This is a genomic window from Peristeroidobacter soli (assembly GCF_004138485.1).
In the GTDB taxonomy this organism is placed as follows: domain Bacteria; phylum Pseudomonadota; class Gammaproteobacteria; order Steroidobacterales; family Steroidobacteraceae; genus Steroidobacter; species Steroidobacter soli.
In genome coordinates this window covers 423,668-439,371 of the sequence record NZ_RYEV01000007.1, presented here as the reverse complement: position 1 = coordinate 439,371, position 15,704 = coordinate 423,668, and the positions used below count along the sequence as shown (strand labels likewise).

Genomic DNA, 15,704 nt, shown 5'->3' with positions numbered 1-15,704 from the left:
CGGCACCGGGCGCCGCCCGTCGCGCAGTGCGCTCCTTGGCGCACGTCCATGGTGAGCCCTGCTGTTGCGGCCCCGTCCCTGTGCCGCAAAGCTGCCGGGACGAGGTAGGTCACTCCCGCCGCCGCCGTGATGTCACAGCGCATTCGCGCGTGACTCTTCTCCCACCGTGCGACCGTTAGCGGGTGCTTTTGCGTTTGCTCGTTGTGGAGCCGGCGTTGCGGCCGCGTTTGGGCGCGGCCGCTCTTCCGAGGTTAGCTTTAATCTTAGTCTTAGGCCGAATCGAGCGCCGACCCAGCAACCGCAACCGTCGCAACTCTCGGCGCGAGGTGAGAAAGAAACTGCCGCGTCGCCGTTTCCCAAGTGTTAGCTAACGCATACGCCCGACACTGATTCGGGTCGAGCTTGAGCGCAGCCAGGGCAGCAACCCGAAGGTCTTCGTTGAGCTCCCCCGTCACGCCTGGAGTCACAACATCGATCGGCCCAGTAACGGGGTAAGCCGCCACAGGCACCCCGCACGCCATGGCCTCGAGCAGCACCAGGCCAAACGTATCCGTCCGGCTCGCGAAAACAAACACGTCAGACGCCGCGACATGCGACGCCAGCTCTTCGCCGTATTTGAAGCCGACAAACTTCGTGTTCGGATACTTCGCTTCCAACGCCGTCCGCGCCGGTCCATCGCCAACGACAACCTTGGTGCCGGGCAGATCGAGCTTCAAAAACGCTTCGATGTTTTTCTCGACCGCGACTCGGCCCACATACGTTGCAATCGGCCGGGGGAAGTCGAGGAAACGCTTGTCCCTTGGCTTGAACAAAGAAACATCCACGCCGCGCGTCCATCGCACGATGTTCTTGAACCCGCGCGACTCCAGCAGCCGTTGCATCGCCGGCGTCGCCACCATCGTCCTGGCAGCGGCCGAATGAAAACGTCGCAGATGCGCGTAGCTCACCGCGAGCGGAATCGGCACTCGCGCGCGAACGTATTCAGGGAACTGCGTGTGATATGACGTCGTAAACGGGAACCGTCGTCGCAAGCACCATTTGCGGGCGGCAGCTCCCAGCGTGCCCTCCGTGGCGATATGAATCGCGTCCGGCCCGAACTCCTCGAGCAACTGCGACACTCGTCCGTACGGCAGCCAGGCCAAGCGGATTTCAGGATACGTCGGACACGGAAAGGTCTTGAACTGATTCGGCTCGATGATGCGCACGTCGTGGCCGAGCGCGCGCAGTCCTTCGGCGGTCGTGCTCAGAGTCTTGACGACACCATTGGTTTGCGGCCGCCAGGCATCGGTAACGATCGCTATCTTCACGCGGCCTGTCCGATCGGCAGCGTTGCAACCATCCCGGTGTGCGCCACGACTTGTTTCTGCTCCGTCCAACGCAGCAGGGACATGCGACCTTCGTCGTCCTCGGTCAGCACCGTGCAGCTCTCCACCCAATCACCGTCGTTGCAATAGGTGATGCCGTCGATCTCGGTGATCTCGGCGCGGTGGATGTGACCGCAGATGATGCCGTCCAGATTGCGACGCTTCGCCTCGTCCGCGAGCGCGCGCTCGAAGTTGGCGATGTAGGTGACCGCATTCTTCACTTTGTGTTTCAGAAATGCGGCGAGCGACCAGTACGGCGCGCCGAACGCACGCCGGAAATAATTCACATAGCGATTGAGCTTGAGAACCGCGGCGTACGCGCGATTGCCGAGCGCTTCGAGGATCGGGCTCGCTTTGATGACGCTGTCGAACTCGTCGCCGTGCAGGACCAGGAACCTACGACCGTCGGCGTTCTCATGGACGATCTCGCGGTGGATCTCCACGTTGCCGAACACCATGCCGCAGTACTCGCGGAACACGGCGTCGTGATTGCCGGGGATGTAGATGACCCGCGTGCCGGCCTTGGCTTTGCCCAGGATGGTGCGGATGACGTTGTTGTGTTCCTGCGGCCAGAAGAACGACCGCTTCAGGCTCCACATGTCGATGATGTCGCCGACCAGGTAAAGCGTGTCGCACTCGACCGAATGCAGGAAGTCCAGCAAGTAGTCGGCGCTGCAGCCCCGGAATCCCAGATGGATGTCGGAGATGAAAACGCTTCGGAAGCGAAACACCGGTTTGCTCGGATTCGGGCTCATGGTTCACCTCCGACGAGGCTTGCGGTGCGCGCAGACTCGGCCCGGAACGTGACCGGTGGATGACAACGGCGGGAAGATTCTTTTACGGTTCAGCGGGTTGGGCCTGCGGCCGGCACTGAAGAGGGGGTCAGCGCTTCTTCCAGCAGCAGGTTTATATTTTGGCCTTTCGCCGGTCCGGAATAACACCGCCGGGCTCAGAATTACCGCCTCACGGTTTATCTGTCCCACTTTCGACAACTTTGAAGCCCGGAGGGATCGGTCACGTTCGGAGCCGGGCCGCGAAGCGGCCCAAGCTCCGAACCGGCGCGACGAAATAAAAAAATGGCCGTTGAGTGGAGATGTGACGGTAAATTCACCATCATATTAGATGGCTAGTGGAATACATCAGCCGTTACGGAATCTTCATTCACACTGTCCCGACCTCCGCTATCCTGCTGAACCATCCAAACCAGCGACCTCCAATGATTGGCCTGCTCCAGCGCGTCACTCACGCCGAAGTTCGAGTTGCCGACCGACTGACCGGCGCCATAGAGACAGGCTTATTGGTGCTGGTGGGAGTCGAGCGGGGCGACAGCGAGGCGCAGGCGGACCGGTTGCTGGAACGGCTGTGCACCTATCGCGTCTTTCCCGACGCCGAAGGCCGCATGAATCGCAGCTTGCAGGACATTGGCGGACAGCTGTTGCTGGTCTCGCAGTTCACACTGGCGGCGGATACGCGCAGTGGCACGCGTCCGGGCTTCAGTCCGGCGGCCGCCCCCGAGGAAGGACGGCGATTGTTCGATTACCTGGTCGGACGGGCACGAGCGCGCCTGGGCGCGGTCCAAACCGGTGAGTTTGGCGCCAACATGCAGGTCAGTCTGACGAATGACGGTCCGGTGACGTTCTGGCTGCAGGTACCGCCCGAGCTCAAGGGCCAGGTTTTAGACGGCCGGTGACACCCACTCGACAGATGGGTGGCGTATGATCCGGCGGCTTCGCGAAGCGGGAGAATCGTATGGGCATCGGTTTCAAAGAACTTCTGATCATTCTTGCCATTGCGCTGCTGATCTTCGGCGCCAAGCGACTCAAGACCATCGGCTCGGACCTGGGTGGGGCCGTGAAGGGCTTCAAGAAGGCCATGGAAGACGAGGACGACAAAGAGACGCAGCAGCTCAACGCCCCTCAGCAGAAGGACGCCGATTTCAATTCGACGCCGAAGACGGGCAGCAAGTCCTCCAACGCTTGATGCCCTGATACGCGGCGCGCGATGTTCGAAGTCGGATTCACCGAGATTGTTCTGATCCTGGGCCTGGCCTTGCTGGTGCTCGGACCGGAGAAGTTGCCTGGCCTGGCCGAGAAAGTCGGCCGCTGGACCGGTCGTGCCCGCGCCATGGCGCGGCAGTTGCGTACGCAGCTGGAACAGGAAGTGAACCTGGAGGAGATGACCAAGTCCCGCCCCATGCAGGCGCCGCCGCCCGCTTCGCCTCCGCCGTCGACCGATACCGCCGCCAGCGCGGGGGCTCCGGTCGAACCTGCTCCCACTGAAACGTCTAGCGCGGCCGAGCCGCCGCCGGCCAGCGATAAACCTCACAATGCTTCGGGACTGGATCTGCAAACCATGGTTTCCGGCATGGAGCCGCCGCCACAGTCGGCTGCCGAGACGTCCACCACCAAAGCTGTGCAGTGAGCTCGCGCATGAGTGCTGACGAGCGCGAAGAACTAGCCGAAGGCTCGCTGATCTCGCACCTGGTCGAATTGCGCGACCGGTTGCTGCGGGCCGTGATCGCCGTCGCCGTGCTGTTCGCTCCCTGCGCCTATTTTTCGAACGAGCTGTTCACGCTGGTCGCGACGCCGTTGATGGAGAGGATGCCCAAGGGCACTTCGATGATCGCCACCAGCCTGGTCTCGCCATTCCTGGCGCCGCTGAAGCTCTCGCTGTTCGTCGCGCTGTTCGCCGCCATGCCTTATGTGCTGTATCAAGCGTGGGCGTTCGTCGCGCCCGGCCTGTACAAGCACGAGAAGCGCTTCGCCGTGCCGCTCGTGGTCTCGAGCATCGTGCTGTTCTACTGCGGCGTGGCCTTCGCGTACTTCGTGGTGTTCCCGCTGATGTTCGCGTTCTTCACCACCAGCGCGCCGGTGGGCGTGCAGATGATGACGGACATGCAGAACTATCTGGATTTCGTGCTGCTGCTGTTCTTCGCGTTCGGCGTGGCCTTCGAAATCCCGGTCGCGACCGTGCTGCTGATCTCCACCGGCATGGTCAGCGTCGAGACCCTGACCAAGAATCGCGGCTATGTGCTGCTGGGAATTTTCATCATCGCCGCGTTCCTGACACCGCCGGATGCGTTGTCGCAGACGATGATGGCGGTGCCGATGTACCTGCTGTACGAGATTGGCATCATTCTGTCGCGATTCCTGCTAAAAAAGCGCCAGCAGGCGGGGCAAGTCGAGACTTGAACGTCTCGGTATACACCGAGGTCCATTGAGCATTCCGGTGTCGGGCAAGCTTGCCCCACGGCGCGTACTTCGGTGAGACTGCGGCTCCATGACTTCTGTCATGGTTGCCATCCATAACAACAGCAGTGCCGCGCTCGCGAGCTGCCGCAGGGAGACCCTTCCCGTATGAATCAAAGCATCGAACGCGATTCCACCCATGGGCCGCAGGTCTTCGGGCATCCGCGTGGCCTGATGACCCTGTTCGGTACCGAAGCGTTCGAGCGCTTTACCTACTACGGCATGCGGGCCATCCTGATCCTGTTCATGACCGCGGCCGTCGCCGATGGCGGCATGGGTCTGGACGACAAGACCGCCAGCGCCATCTACGGCCTGTACATTTCCGGCACGTATCTGCTGTCGCTGTTCGGTGGCTGGATCGCCGATCGTCTGATCGGTCAGCAGCGCGCCGTGTTCTGGGGCGGCGTGCTGATCATGCTCGGCAACGGCTGTCTCGCGACCGGCAACAAGCAGCTGTTCTTCATCGGCCTGATGACCATCGTGCTCGGCGTGGGTCTGCTCAAGCCGAACATCAGCGCCATCGTCGCGCAGCTCTATCCTGAAGGCGGCTCGCGTCGCGACGCCGGCTTCTCCATTTTTTACATGGGCATCAACACCGGCGCCACGCTGGGCTCGCTGCTGGTGCCGATGGCCGCCACCGCGTTCGGTTGGAACGCCGGTTTCGCGCTGCCGGCGATCGGCATGCTGATCGGCCTGGTGCAGTTCCAATACACCAAACATTATCTGGGCACGTCCGGCGTGGTGGCGATGGGCGAGCCGGCGAGCTGGGCGCCGGTCATCGGCTTCATGGTCGCGATCGTCGGGCTGATGGCGGCCGCGTTGACGGGCGTGATTCAGCTCGACCCGGTGGTCGTTTCGAAATCGCTCAACTGGGCGCTGGTGGCGCTGGCCGCCGGCTTCTTCGCCTACCTGCTGTTCGGCGCGGGTCTGCAGCTCGATGAGCGCAAGCGCATCGTCGCGATGATCGCGCTGTTCATCGCCTGCGCCATGTTCTGGGCGGGCTTCGAGCAGGCCGGTGCCTCGTTCAACCTGTTCGCCGAGCGTCACACCGATCGCGTCATGTTCGGCTGGGAATTGCCGGCCGGCACGCTGCAGGCGGTGAACCCGGCGTTCATCATCCTGTTTGCGCCCGTGTTCGCGGCGATCTGGGTGAACCTGGGCCGGCGCAATCTGGATCCTTCGGCGCCGGCGAAGTTCGCCGTCGGTCTGATGCTGATGGGCTTCGGCTTCCTCGTGATGTTCCTGGCCGCGCGCTACGTCGTCGCGGGCGACAAAGTACTGCCGACCTGGCTGATCCTCACCTATCTGCTGCATACATTCGGCGAGTTATGTCTGAGCCCGGTGGGCCTGAGCTCGATGACCAAACTCGCGCCCGCCCGCTTCGTCGGTCAGGTGATGGGCCTGTGGTTCCTGGCCACCGCGCTCGGTAACAACCTGGCCGGTCAATTCGCCGGCGAGATCGATCCCAACAATCTGCCCGGCATGCCGGGGCAATTCCTGTATCTGTTCTGGTGGGGCTTCATCGCCGGAGTGGTGTTGCTGGTGCTGACGCCGTTCATCCGCAAGATGATGGCGGGCGTGAAGTAAGTCCGTCGGAGAACAGCCATGACTCGTCTTTGCGTGCGACTGACTGCAGCAGTCGCGGCCGTGCTTGCCATTGCCGGCTGCGAGCGTGAATCCCAGCAAGCAGCGACTCAGACCGGGAACGCCGACGCGTTCGTCGCCCGGGTCAATGATGAGATGGCCAAGCTGTCGAAGGAACAAAGCGCGGCCGGCTTCGCTTACGCGACCTTCATCAACGTCGACACGGAATTCCTGAACGCGAAGGCCAACGAGCGCGTGCTGGAATATTTCAGTGGCGCGGTCGAGCAAGCCAAGGCCTTCAAACCGGATCAGCTGAGCCCGAACGCGGCCCGGTCGATTCAGTTACTCAAACTCGGCGTAGCGGCGCCCGCGCCGGCCGACGCCACCAAGCGCTCCGAGCTGGCCGGAATCACTTCGAAGATGGAAGGCATGTACGGCGCGGCCAAGTACTGCCCCAAGGGCCCGGACTCCTGTAAGGATCAGACCCAGCTCAGCAACATTCTTGCGAACAGCCGCAACTACGACGAATTGACCGACGCGTGGACCGGTTGGCATTCGACCGCTCGCCCACTGCGCAAGGACTACGTGCGCTTCGTCGAGCTCGCGAATGAAGGCGCGCGGGAACTGGGCTTCGCGGATCTCGGCGCGATGTGGCGTTCGAATTACGACATGCCGCCCGACGACTTCACCAAGGAAGCCGCGCGGCTGTGGGAACAAGTGAAGCCGCTGTACGGCTCGTTGCATTGTTACGTTCGCGGCAAGCTGCAAAAGACCTACGGCCAGGATCATGTGCCCTCGGGCAAGCCGATTCCGGCGCAGCTGCTGGGAAATATGTGGGCGCAACAGTGGGGTGAGATTTATCCGCTGGTCGAGCCCTATCCCGGCGCCACCAATACCAACGTCACCGCGGCGCTGGAGAAACAGAATTACGATCCAGTGAAGATCACGCAGTCGGCCGAGAATTTCTACGTCTCGCTCGGCTTCCCGAAACTGCCGCAGACGTTCTGGGAGCGGTCGTTGCTGGCGAAGCCGCGCGATCGCGACGTTCAATGTCACGCCAGTGCGTGGCACATGGACGGCAAGCAAGACGTCCGCATCAAGCAGTGTATCGAGCCGACCCAGGAACACCTGATGACGGTGTATCACGAGCTCGGCCACGTGTTTTATTACTTGTCCTATAAAGATCTGCCGTACCTGTATCAGAGCGGCGCGAACGATGGTTTCCATGAAGCGATCGGCGACACGGTGAACCTGTCGATGACGCCTGCGTATCTGCAGCAGCTCGGTCTCGCCGGTGCGGTGAAACCGAGCAAGGAAGCGACCCTCAATCAACAGATGCGGCTGGCGCTCGACAAGCTGGCGTTCCTGCCGTTCGGCAAGCTCATCGATGAATGGCGCTGGAAAGTGTTCTCCGGCGAGATCAAGCCCGAGAACTACAACGCCGCGTGGTGGCAGCTGCGCGAGCAGTACCAAGGCGTGACCGCGCCAGTGCCGCGTACCGAAGAAGACTTCGATCCGGGCGCGAAATATCACATTCCGGCCAACACGCCGTACACGCGCTATTTCCTTTCTTACATCCTGCAGTTCCAGTTCCATCGCGCGCTGTGTCAGGCGGCCGGGTTCACGGGCCCGCTGAACGAGTGCTCGATCTATGGCAACGAGGAAGCGGGCAAGCGTTTCCGCGAGATGCTGGCGCTGGGTCAAAGCCAGCCCTGGCAAGACACGCTGGAGAAACTGACGGGCACGCGCGATATGGATGCATCGGCGATCACGGAATATTTCGCACCGCTGCTCGCCTGGCTGGAAGAACAGAACAAAGGCCAAACCTGCGGCTGGTGATCCCATGACTACACCCGCGACTCAATCCGTGCCGCAGCTGACGCCGCGCGCCATCATTCTTTCCATCGTGCTCGCGATGATTCTCGCGGCCGCGAATACCTATCTCGGATTGTTTGCGGGTCTGACGATAGCCACGGCAATTCCTGCCGCGGTCGTATCGATGGCCGTGCTACGCGTACTCGGCGGCGGTCATATCCTCGAGAACAACATCGTGCAGACCGGCGCGTCGGCCGGCTCATCGATTGCCGCCGGTGTGATCTTCACCGTGCCTGCGTTGGTCATTCTCGGGCATTGGACCGATTTCAAATATTGGTGGGTGCTGGCGATCGCCGGCTTGGGCGGCATCCTCGGCGTGTTGTTCTCGGTGCCGCTGCGTCGTTCGCTGATCGTCGATCAGCAGTTGGCGTTTCCTGAAGGCAAAGCCGCGGCTGAAGTGCTCAAGGCCGGTGAAAATCCCGCCAGCGGTATTCGTGTGCTCGCCGCGGCGTCGACGCTGGGCGGTCTGGGCAAACTCATCGCCGCGAGCGGCCTGCGATTGGTGCCCGACTCGGCTGCGTTCGGCGGCTTCGTTGGCAAGGGCATCGCGTACATGGGAACGAACCTGTCGCCGGCGCTGCTCGGCGTGGGTTACATCGTCGGGCTCAACATCGGCATCGTGGTGGTGGCCGGTGGCATCCTGTCCTGGAACATTGCCATCCCGATTTACAGCGCGTTCTTCCTCGACGGCAATCCAGAACTCGCCGCGCGCCTGGTCGGCGCGGGCGCTGAAGACGCGGCCGGCGCGATCTGGAGCTCGCAGATCCGATATCTCGGCGTCGGCGCGATGTTGATCGGCGGCATCTGGACGCTGATCTCGCTGCGCAAATCGCTCATGTCCGGCATTCGCAGCGGTCTGGAAGCGGCACGCGCCGGCGCCAGCAAAGTGGTCGCGGAGACTGAAAAGGATCTGCCCATGAAAGCCGTGCTGATCGGCTTGATCGCATTCACGCTGCCGCTGGCCGGGCTGTATCACGCGATCGTGCAGAACTACGCCGTGTCCATCCCGATGACTCTGATCATGATCGTCGCGGGCTTCCTGTTCAGCTCGGTGTCGGCGTACATGGCCGGTCTGGTGGGCTCCTCGAACAACCCGGTGTCGGGCATCACCATCGGCACCATTCTGTTCGCATCGCTGGTGCTGGCGGCGCTCATGGGCAGCAATGCGCCGCTGGGCCCGGTAGCCGCGATCGTGATCGGCGCGGTGGTCTGCTGTGCGGCGGCCGTTGCCGGCGACAACCTGCAGGACCTGAAATGCGGCTACATGATCGGCGCGACACCGTGGCGCCAACAGGTGATGTTGGCCATCGGCGCGGCGTCCTGTGCGCTGGTCATGGCGCCAGTGTTGAACCTGCTCGCCAAGGCGTATGGCATCGGCGTGCCCACGCCCGATCATCCGAATCCGTTGCTGGCACCGCAGGCGACACTGATGGCGTCGGTCGCAAAAGGTTTGTTTGGTGGCGAGCTGCCCTGGGATTTGATCTGGATCGGCGCGGCGATTGGCGCGGCCATCATCATTTGTGACGAGCTCCTGAAGAAGCGCGGTTCGAACTTCCGCACGCCGGTGCTGGCCGCGGCAGTGGGCATCTACCTGCCGTTGGATCTGACAGTGCCGATCTTCCTCGGCGGTCTGCTGGCGCATCTGGTCGAGCGGGCGGCGGGCGTTCACAACGATCCCGACGCCGCAGAACGCGTTCATCGCAAGGGCGTGCTGTTCTCCGCCGGTTTGATCACGGGCGAAGCCTTGCTCGGCATCGTGATCGCCATTCCGATCGTCTACAGCGGCAAGTCGGACGTGCTGGCGTTGCCCGCGTTCCTGCAGTTCGGCGAGCTGGTGGGCCTGGCGATCTTCGCCGTGATCGGCTGGATCCTGTATCGGGTCGCGGTGAAGGGCGCTACTTCTTCATCGTGATCACTTCGACGCGGCCGCTGTTGGCGATCATGCCGGAGGCCAGCCAGGAAGTGAGACTCACGATCAGCGACGCACCCACCGCGGTCCAGAAGCTGCTGATGCTGAAGCCTTTCAGCAGCGCCGCCACCAGGCCGAGCATGCCGGCGTTGATGACCAGCAGGAACAGGCCCAGCGACAGCAGGGTCAGCGGCAAGGTCAGGATCACGGCGATCGGCCGGACGATGGCGTTGACGATGCCGAGCAGCACCGCCGCCGCGAGCAAGGTCATCGGGCCGTCGAACACCAGCCCGTCGAAGATTTGGGTGGCCAGCCACAGACCCAGGGCGACGATGGCGGCTCTCAGGAAAAATCCGGTCATGATGCAGTCCTCGTGACGCGACGGGTAAGCTACGGCGCACACCGTCCCGCGCATGATACGACCGATATGGAGTCGTCCCATAATTTCGTCAATGAGGGAACGCTATGCCTTTTGTCGCCATCGTCACCGTCCTGGCCCTGTTGCAGTTCTTCTACCTGAGCTTCCAGGTCGCCCGGGCCCGGGGCAAGTATGGGGTGGCGGCACCGGCCACGACCGGCAACGAGGTGTTCGAGCGCCACTTCCGGGTGCAGATGAACACCCAGGAACAGCTGATATTGTTTCTGCCGGCGCTGTGGATCTTCGGCAGCTACGTCAGTCCGCTGTGGGCGGCGGCGTTGGGGGTGGTGTTCATGCTGGGCCGTGCGATCTATGCGAATGCTTACGTCAAGGATCCCAAGTCCCGTTCGCTCGGCTTCGCGCTCACCATCCTGCCCAGCTTCGCGATGATGATCGGCATCCTGGTCTGGGCGATCCGCGCCATTCTGATCGGCGCCGCCGCCTGACTAGGCCGGCGCCCGTCGCAAGGCCCGGTCCTGTTGCATGTTCTGATCGGCCAGGATCATCAGCTCCTTGGGATAGAGATGATCCTCGGGGAAATTGGCCGTGCCGACGTTGACGTTGGCGCGGATCATCCGGTTCGCCACCGACACCGTGCCGGCATAGACATTGTTACGAATGCGCGTGGCGATCGCCCCGCCCATCGCCGAATCCGCCTCGGTCAACAGCACCACGAATTCATCGCCGCCCAACCGGGCTGCAACGTCTGAAGTGCGAATCGAGCGCGTGATGGCGGAAGCCACTGCGCCGAGCACCTGGCTGCCCGCTTCATGGCCCATCGTTTCATTGATGTGAGCCAGGTTGTCCACGTCGACGACCACCACCGTATAGGGCCGCCCGAAGCGCTCGGCCTTGCGATGTTCCTGCTGCAGGATCTCTTCGAACGAACGCAGGTTCAGCAGGCCGGTCAGCGCGTCCGTCGAGGCCAGATCGCTGATCCTCTGCACGGCGCTGTTCATCTGCTCGATCAACGCCGCGATGATCAACGCGATGGCCGCGCCCGGCGCGAGCACGCTCAACAAACGCACGCCGAACTCAGGCCCTGCGATATCCGTGTCCGGCGTCAGCGCGCCCAACATGAAACCGACCGCCGCGATCACCGCCGTGAGCAGTAGCACGACCCACCAGCGACCAAACGCCAGCGACGCGGCGACCAGCGGAATCAAATACAGCGGCACGATGAAGCTGTGCGCCGAGCCCGTGGCAATAGCAAACAAACTGATGCAAACGATCAGCGCCGCGATATCGATGCAGTGCTGGCGCGCGATCGGTCGTTGAAACGCGGCGACGGTGCGCGAAAACAGAATGCTGACCGTCAGCAAGCCGAGCGCGGCCGCCGCCAGGATGGGCCGATCGACCGAGCCGGGTACGAAGGCGAACTGCAGCGCGCCGATGGCGAGCGTCAACAGCTCGAGGCACAGCAATGCCCTGGCGGCAAATCCCTGAGTTTGGGCCGCTGCAGGCTGAGCCGCGCGCATGCAATGTTACGGGGCGCGACTCTGTCGAATGGCGCCGCTCGTCTTCTGCTGCAAGGTGCTCAGGGCGAGCTGCAGCTCGACATCATCCTTGCTGCCGTAGGACTCGGTGACATCCACGCCTTCCTTGGGCTTCGGAACGTCTTTCTCGTTGACCACCACGTCGGGCTTGATGCCCTTCTCGTGAATCGACGCACCGGACGGCGTGAAGTACTTCGAAGTCGTCAGCTTGATGGCATGGCCATCGGACAGGGGCAGGACCGTCTGCACCGAACCCTTGCCGTAGGTCTGATGGCCCACCAGCGTGGCGCGGTGATGATCCTGCAAGGCGCCCGCGACGATCTCCGACGCCGAGGCCGAGCTGCCGTTCACCAGCACCACCATCGGCGCGCCGTCGAGCGCGTCACCGGGGCGCGCATCCATTTCGAAACGGGCGTCGGCGGCACGGCCGTTGGCCGTCACGATGACACCGTCTTCCAGAAACACGTCCGACACGCCGACCGCGGCTTCGAGCACGCCGCCGGGGTTGTTACGCAGATCGAGCACCAGGCCGGTCAGCGGCGCGCCGTTCTTTTTCTTCAACGACGCCAGCGAGCGCTCCAGATCCAACGTGGTCGTCTCGCTGAAATGAGAGATCCGGACGTAGCCGACGCCACCGTCGAGCATCTGGTCACGCACGCTGTGAACCTGCACGGCGGCGCGGGACAGTGTGAACTCCAAAGGATCTTTCACATCGACGCGGGCAATGCTGATCTTCACCGCCGTGCCGGCCTTGCCGCGCATCCGGTCGATGGTGTCATTCAGGTTCTCGATGCTGACCGGCACGCCGTCGACCGCGAGAATGGTGTCGCCGGGCAGCACGCCGGCCTTCTGCGCCGGGGTGCCCTCGATGGGATTCACCACTTTCACCACGCCGTTCTCCAGCGCGACTTCGATGCCGACGCCGGAATATTCACCGGTGGTGCTGATACGGATCTCGTCGAATTCCTGCGGGTCGAGGAACGCCGAGTGCGGATCGAGATCGGAAATCATGCCGCGGATGGCGGCTTCGATCAGTTCCTGGTCGGAGATCTTTTCGACATATTCCTTACGGACGTGCTCGAGCACTTCGGCGAGCAGACGCGCATCCTGCCAGGGAACGGTCTTGTCGCCGTCGTTCTCGCTCTTGTCGTTCATGGCGAGCGCCGGCGGCGGATCGATCTCCCGCTGTGCCTGCACCGTCCGCCCCACCGACAGGCCAAAGCCCATGATGACGCCGACGCCCAGCACCAGCGCGAAACGGAACGGCATGACTACACGTGACATTACGGAATGAGACTTCAAGTTCGGCGGCCTTTAAACATAGTACACGTCCAGCACGCGGCGACAATGCGGTCCATGGGCGCCGGGAATCCGGGACGCCGTTCAAGGAATGGCCAAATGATCCTCGACGGAGGGATCACGATAATCGAACCGTGACCCCCGTCAAAGCGGGTCGCGGCAGGCTGTCAGTCCGAAGCTGGCAGCGACAATCAGTCCAGCGCTGAATCAGCTGACCAATCGGTGCGGACGCGCCGTAGCCAGGGGCGCCGATGCGCGAACCACCCCGGCGGAACCGCGCAGCAGATCCTGCAGGACCTGTTCGACCGGGCGCGGCCGTCCGATTACAAATCCCTGTCCAAAATCGACGCCGAGCGCGCCCACCGCCGTCTGGATGGCCTCGCTCTCGATACATTCCGCCGTGGTCTTCAGGTTCATGGTGCGCGCCAGCTGCACGATCGCCGTCACCATGGCCTGCGCCTGCGGGTTGCCGACCACGTCGCGCACCAGCCCGCCGTCGATCTTCAGATGCGACACCGGCAACGACTTCAGATAGGTGAGCGACGACAGTCCCTTGCCGAAATCGTCCAGCGCGATCGCGTGCCCGAGCTCCCGCAAACGGCGGATCAGCTGCTCCGCCCGCACGATGTTCGCAACCGTGGCGGTCTCGGTGATCTCGAACGACAGCAGCTGCGGCGGCAATGCATATTCGCGCAGACGCTGTTGCAGAAATCCAATGAAATCCTCGTCACCCAGCGACTGCCCGGAAATATTGATGGCGAAGTGCGCGTCCAGCCGCAGTAACGCCGGTGCCGCCGAAGAAATGACTTCGAGCGCGTACTGCACGACCCAGCGATCGATGTCAGTCGTCAACTGATAGCGCTCGGCGGCGGACAGGAACTTGTCCGGTGTGACCCGCTCGCCTGCGCCGTCGATCATTCGCAACAACAACTCGAAACGTCGCGGCTGCCCCACATCGCCAATTGTTACGATCGGCTGCGCATCCATCCGGAAGCGATCGTGCGCGATGGCCTCGCGCAGCGTGCCGAGAATGGCAACGTCTTCGTCGCGAGGCACGCTGCGACGACTGGCGTCTCGATACACCTCGACCCGGCTGCGTCCGCGATCTTTCGCGGCTTTACAGGCCACTTCCGCGGCCGCCAGCGCATGTGACAACGGATACCGTGTGTTCGGCACCGCCGCCAGGCCGAAGCTGATCGAAAGCGGCAGCCGTTTGCCATCGCGATTGAAGTCAAGGTCTCGGACGGCGTCGCGCAGCCGCTCCACCAGCGGCACGGCGTCGTCGCTGTGGGTGTCGAGAAATAACAACGCGAAGCGATCGCCGGAGATGCGCGACGCGCTGACATTGGCGCCGAGATTGGCGCGAATAGTGGCCGCGATCGCGACGATGACTTCGTCGCCTACATGCATGCCGTGATTTTCGTTGACCACGTGCAATCGATCGACATCGGCATACACGACGCAATGCTGTGCTTCGGCATTGGCGGCGGCCAGCTGCGCCAGCACGCGCTGCTCGAAGGCCGAGCGCGTGAGCAAACCGGTCGCGGGATCGTAGGCGCTCTGCACGACGTAAGCGATACGACGACTGAGCAGCTCGACGATCCGAACCTGGCGAGCGTCGAACTCCGCGGGCCCGACGCGCTTGAACAGGATCAACACGCCGCCAACGTCCTGCACGCCGTGCCGGATCGGACAGGCCAGGATCTTGTAGGGCAAGGCGCCGAGCGGATTGTTCGGCGGCACCTTGTTCAACACCAGCGTACGGCGCTGAACCTGCACCCAGGTCAACAAATGTTTCTGGGTCTTTGCCAGGATCTCCGCATCGGTGCCGCGCAATGCCCCTTCCGACGCGGCGGACAGCGCGATCTTCCGGTCGGGAATCAACAGCGCGCCGAGCGCGCAATCCAGGTTGGCGACACAGTTCTGGAGCAGTTGCTCCAGATCGTCGGTGTCTTTCTCGTGAGCGGCGCCGCTGGCTTCGAGCAACATCGCCAGATCGCCATCGCGCGATGTGAGGTTCTTGCGAAGATCGCCGACGCTTTGCTGGTGAGCCAGTTCGCGCGCCAGCACTTGAAGCGCCGGCCGCAGCAGTCCATGCACGAAAGCTGTACTGCGCGCACCGTTGCTGCCGTCCTGACAGGACACCGCCAACGCACCGAGCAAGTTCGCGCCATCGCGTAAAACAAAAACGTACGCCGTGTCCCCGTCCCAGCTGCGTGAAAAGCCGTGGCGATTCTCCTCGTCGACGGTGGCACGCTCAGCGCCAGCGGCGTGTAACGACTCTTCGACCAGATGTAACAAATCGAAACCGTCGTAGCCGTCGGACAGCCACAGCGGCGTGCTGAGCCGATCGAAGATGGCGATGTAGGAGGCCCGCGGCATCAGCACGCGGACCAACTGACCGTAGGGATCGAGGCTGGTCGAGAAAGCAGTGGCTTCTATGGTCTCGTCATCGGCGGGGCTGTTGGTCATGGCGGAATGATCCGGTCCGCCCATCAGCGCTTCTTTGAA

The 15,704-nt window shown here is 62.8% G+C and carries 14 protein-coding genes; 8 read left to right on the top strand and 6 right to left on the bottom strand.

The genetic code is table 11. The annotated features are described in order from the left end of the window. Nucleotides 1-269: 269 nt before the first annotated feature. Together EKO19_RS31265 and EKO19_RS31260 are read right to left on the bottom strand one after the other, a co-directional pair. Nucleotides 270-1,307, bottom strand: a complete 1,038-nt coding sequence (locus EKO19_RS31265) for a glycosyltransferase family 4 protein (RefSeq protein ID WP_129781334.1) — start codon at nucleotides 1,305-1,307, stop codon at nucleotides 270-272. Beyond that, entirely contained in the window at nucleotides 1,304-2,119 is an 816-nt protein-coding gene (locus EKO19_RS31260; protein WP_129781333.1) for a UDP-2,3-diacylglucosamine diphosphatase, read from the bottom strand. Before EKO19_RS31260 ends, EKO19_RS31265 begins: the two co-directional genes overlap by 4 nt. A 461-nt stretch (nucleotides 2,120-2,580) precedes the next feature. Between EKO19_RS31260 and dtd the strand changes: the two genes are divergently transcribed. The 7 genes from dtd (at nucleotide 2,581) to EKO19_RS31225 (ending at nucleotide 9,983) form a co-directional block, all read left to right on the top strand. Continuing rightward, complete coding sequence (gene dtd, locus EKO19_RS31255; RefSeq protein WP_129781332.1) at nucleotides 2,581-3,054, top strand: D-aminoacyl-tRNA deacylase; 474 nt, start codon at nucleotides 2,581-2,583, stop codon at nucleotides 3,052-3,054. A 59-nt stretch (nucleotides 3,055-3,113) separates the two neighbouring features. Then, nucleotides 3,114-3,344 (top strand): twin-arginine translocase TatA/TatE family subunit, encoded by a 231-nt coding sequence (gene tatA, locus EKO19_RS31250; protein WP_129781331.1) that lies wholly within the window; start codon nucleotides 3,114-3,116, stop codon nucleotides 3,342-3,344. 21 nt (nucleotides 3,345-3,365) lie between these two features. Then, nucleotides 3,366-3,785 (top strand): Sec-independent protein translocase protein TatB, encoded by a 420-nt coding sequence (gene tatB, locus EKO19_RS31245; RefSeq protein ID WP_129781330.1) that lies wholly within the window; start codon nucleotides 3,366-3,368, stop codon nucleotides 3,783-3,785. Nucleotides 3,786-3,793: 8 nt separating this feature from the next. Next, nucleotides 3,794-4,555, top strand: coding sequence for a twin-arginine translocase subunit TatC (tatC, locus tag EKO19_RS31240; RefSeq protein ID WP_129781329.1), 762 nt, complete (start codon nucleotides 3,794-3,796; stop codon nucleotides 4,553-4,555). 165 nt (nucleotides 4,556-4,720) lie between these two features. Beyond that, complete coding sequence (locus tag EKO19_RS31235; protein WP_129781328.1) at nucleotides 4,721-6,199, top strand: peptide MFS transporter; 1,479 nt, start codon at nucleotides 4,721-4,723, stop codon at nucleotides 6,197-6,199. Nucleotides 6,200-6,217: 18 nt separating this feature from the next. Continuing rightward, nucleotides 6,218-8,035, top strand: a complete 1,818-nt coding sequence (locus EKO19_RS31230; RefSeq protein ID WP_129781327.1) for a M2 family metallopeptidase — start codon at nucleotides 6,218-6,220, stop codon at nucleotides 8,033-8,035. Between the two features lie 4 nt (nucleotides 8,036-8,039). Further along, the gene (locus EKO19_RS31225) at nucleotides 8,040-9,983 is read left to right on the top strand and encodes an OPT family oligopeptide transporter (RefSeq protein ID WP_129781326.1); all 1,944 of its coding nucleotides are present in this window, start codon (nucleotides 8,040-8,042) and stop codon (nucleotides 9,981-9,983) included. Here EKO19_RS31225 and EKO19_RS31220 read toward each other — a convergent pair. Continuing rightward, complete coding sequence (locus EKO19_RS31220) at nucleotides 9,967-10,341, bottom strand: phage holin family protein (protein ID WP_129781325.1); 375 nt, start codon at nucleotides 10,339-10,341, stop codon at nucleotides 9,967-9,969. The genes EKO19_RS31225 and EKO19_RS31220 overlap by 17 nt on opposite strands. Before the next feature lie 104 nt (nucleotides 10,342-10,445). Here EKO19_RS31220 and EKO19_RS31215 point away from each other — a divergent pair, with 104 nt between their 5' ends. Then, nucleotides 10,446-10,844, top strand: coding sequence for an MAPEG family protein (locus EKO19_RS31215; protein ID WP_129781324.1), 399 nt, complete (start codon nucleotides 10,446-10,448; stop codon nucleotides 10,842-10,844). Here EKO19_RS31215 and EKO19_RS31210 read toward each other — a convergent pair whose 3' ends face one another. The 3 genes from EKO19_RS31210 to EKO19_RS31200 all read right to left on the bottom strand — a co-directional run bounded on the left by EKO19_RS31210 (nucleotide 10,845) and on the right by EKO19_RS31200 (nucleotide 15,665). Next, nucleotides 10,845-11,876 (bottom strand): GGDEF domain-containing protein, encoded by a 1,032-nt coding sequence (locus EKO19_RS31210; RefSeq protein WP_129781323.1) that lies wholly within the window; start codon nucleotides 11,874-11,876, stop codon nucleotides 10,845-10,847. A gap of 6 nt (nucleotides 11,877-11,882) precedes the next feature. Continuing rightward, nucleotides 11,883-13,163 (bottom strand): S41 family peptidase, encoded by a 1,281-nt coding sequence (locus tag EKO19_RS31205; RefSeq protein ID WP_157995522.1) that lies wholly within the window; start codon nucleotides 13,161-13,163, stop codon nucleotides 11,883-11,885. Between the two features lie 237 nt (nucleotides 13,164-13,400). Next, a complete protein-coding gene (locus EKO19_RS31200; RefSeq protein WP_175597252.1) occupies nucleotides 13,401-15,665 on the bottom strand; it encodes a bifunctional diguanylate cyclase/phosphodiesterase in 2,265 nt (754 codons plus the stop codon). Nucleotides 15,666-15,704: the final 39 nt, after the last annotated feature.

Excerpts from the sequence above, each read along its gene's own strand:
- tatA (WP_129781331.1), top strand. The coding sequence starts at position 3,114 with ATGGGCATCGGTTTCAAAGAACTTCTGATCATTCTTGCCATTGCGCTG.
- EKO19_RS31225 (WP_129781326.1), top strand. The coding sequence starts at position 8,040 with ATGACTACACCCGCGACTCAATCCGTGCCGCAGCTGACGCCGCGCGCC.
- EKO19_RS31205 (WP_157995522.1), bottom strand. The coding sequence starts at position 13,163 with ATGCCGTTCCGTTTCGCGCTGGTGCTGGGCGTCGGCGTCATCATGGGC.
- EKO19_RS31235 (WP_129781328.1), top strand. The coding sequence starts at position 4,721 with ATGAATCAAAGCATCGAACGCGATTCCACCCATGGGCCGCAGGTCTTC.
- EKO19_RS31260 (WP_129781333.1), bottom strand. The coding sequence starts at position 2,119 with ATGAGCCCGAATCCGAGCAAACCGGTGTTTCGCTTCCGAAGCGTTTTC.
- EKO19_RS31200 (WP_175597252.1), bottom strand. The coding sequence starts at position 15,665 with ATGACCAACAGCCCCGCCGATGACGAGACCATAGAAGCCACTGCTTTC.
- tatC (WP_129781329.1), top strand. The coding sequence starts at position 3,794 with ATGAGTGCTGACGAGCGCGAAGAACTAGCCGAAGGCTCGCTGATCTCG.
- EKO19_RS31220 (WP_129781325.1), bottom strand. The coding sequence starts at position 10,341 with ATGACCGGATTTTTCCTGAGAGCCGCCATCGTCGCCCTGGGTCTGTGG.
- EKO19_RS31210 (WP_129781323.1), bottom strand. The coding sequence starts at position 11,876 with ATGCGCGCGGCTCAGCCTGCAGCGGCCCAAACTCAGGGATTTGCCGCC.
- EKO19_RS31230 (WP_129781327.1), top strand. The coding sequence starts at position 6,218 with ATGACTCGTCTTTGCGTGCGACTGACTGCAGCAGTCGCGGCCGTGCTT.
- EKO19_RS31215 (WP_129781324.1), top strand. The coding sequence starts at position 10,446 with ATGCCTTTTGTCGCCATCGTCACCGTCCTGGCCCTGTTGCAGTTCTTC.
- tatB (WP_129781330.1), top strand. The coding sequence starts at position 3,366 with ATGTTCGAAGTCGGATTCACCGAGATTGTTCTGATCCTGGGCCTGGCC.
- dtd (WP_129781332.1), top strand. The coding sequence starts at position 2,581 with ATGATTGGCCTGCTCCAGCGCGTCACTCACGCCGAAGTTCGAGTTGCC.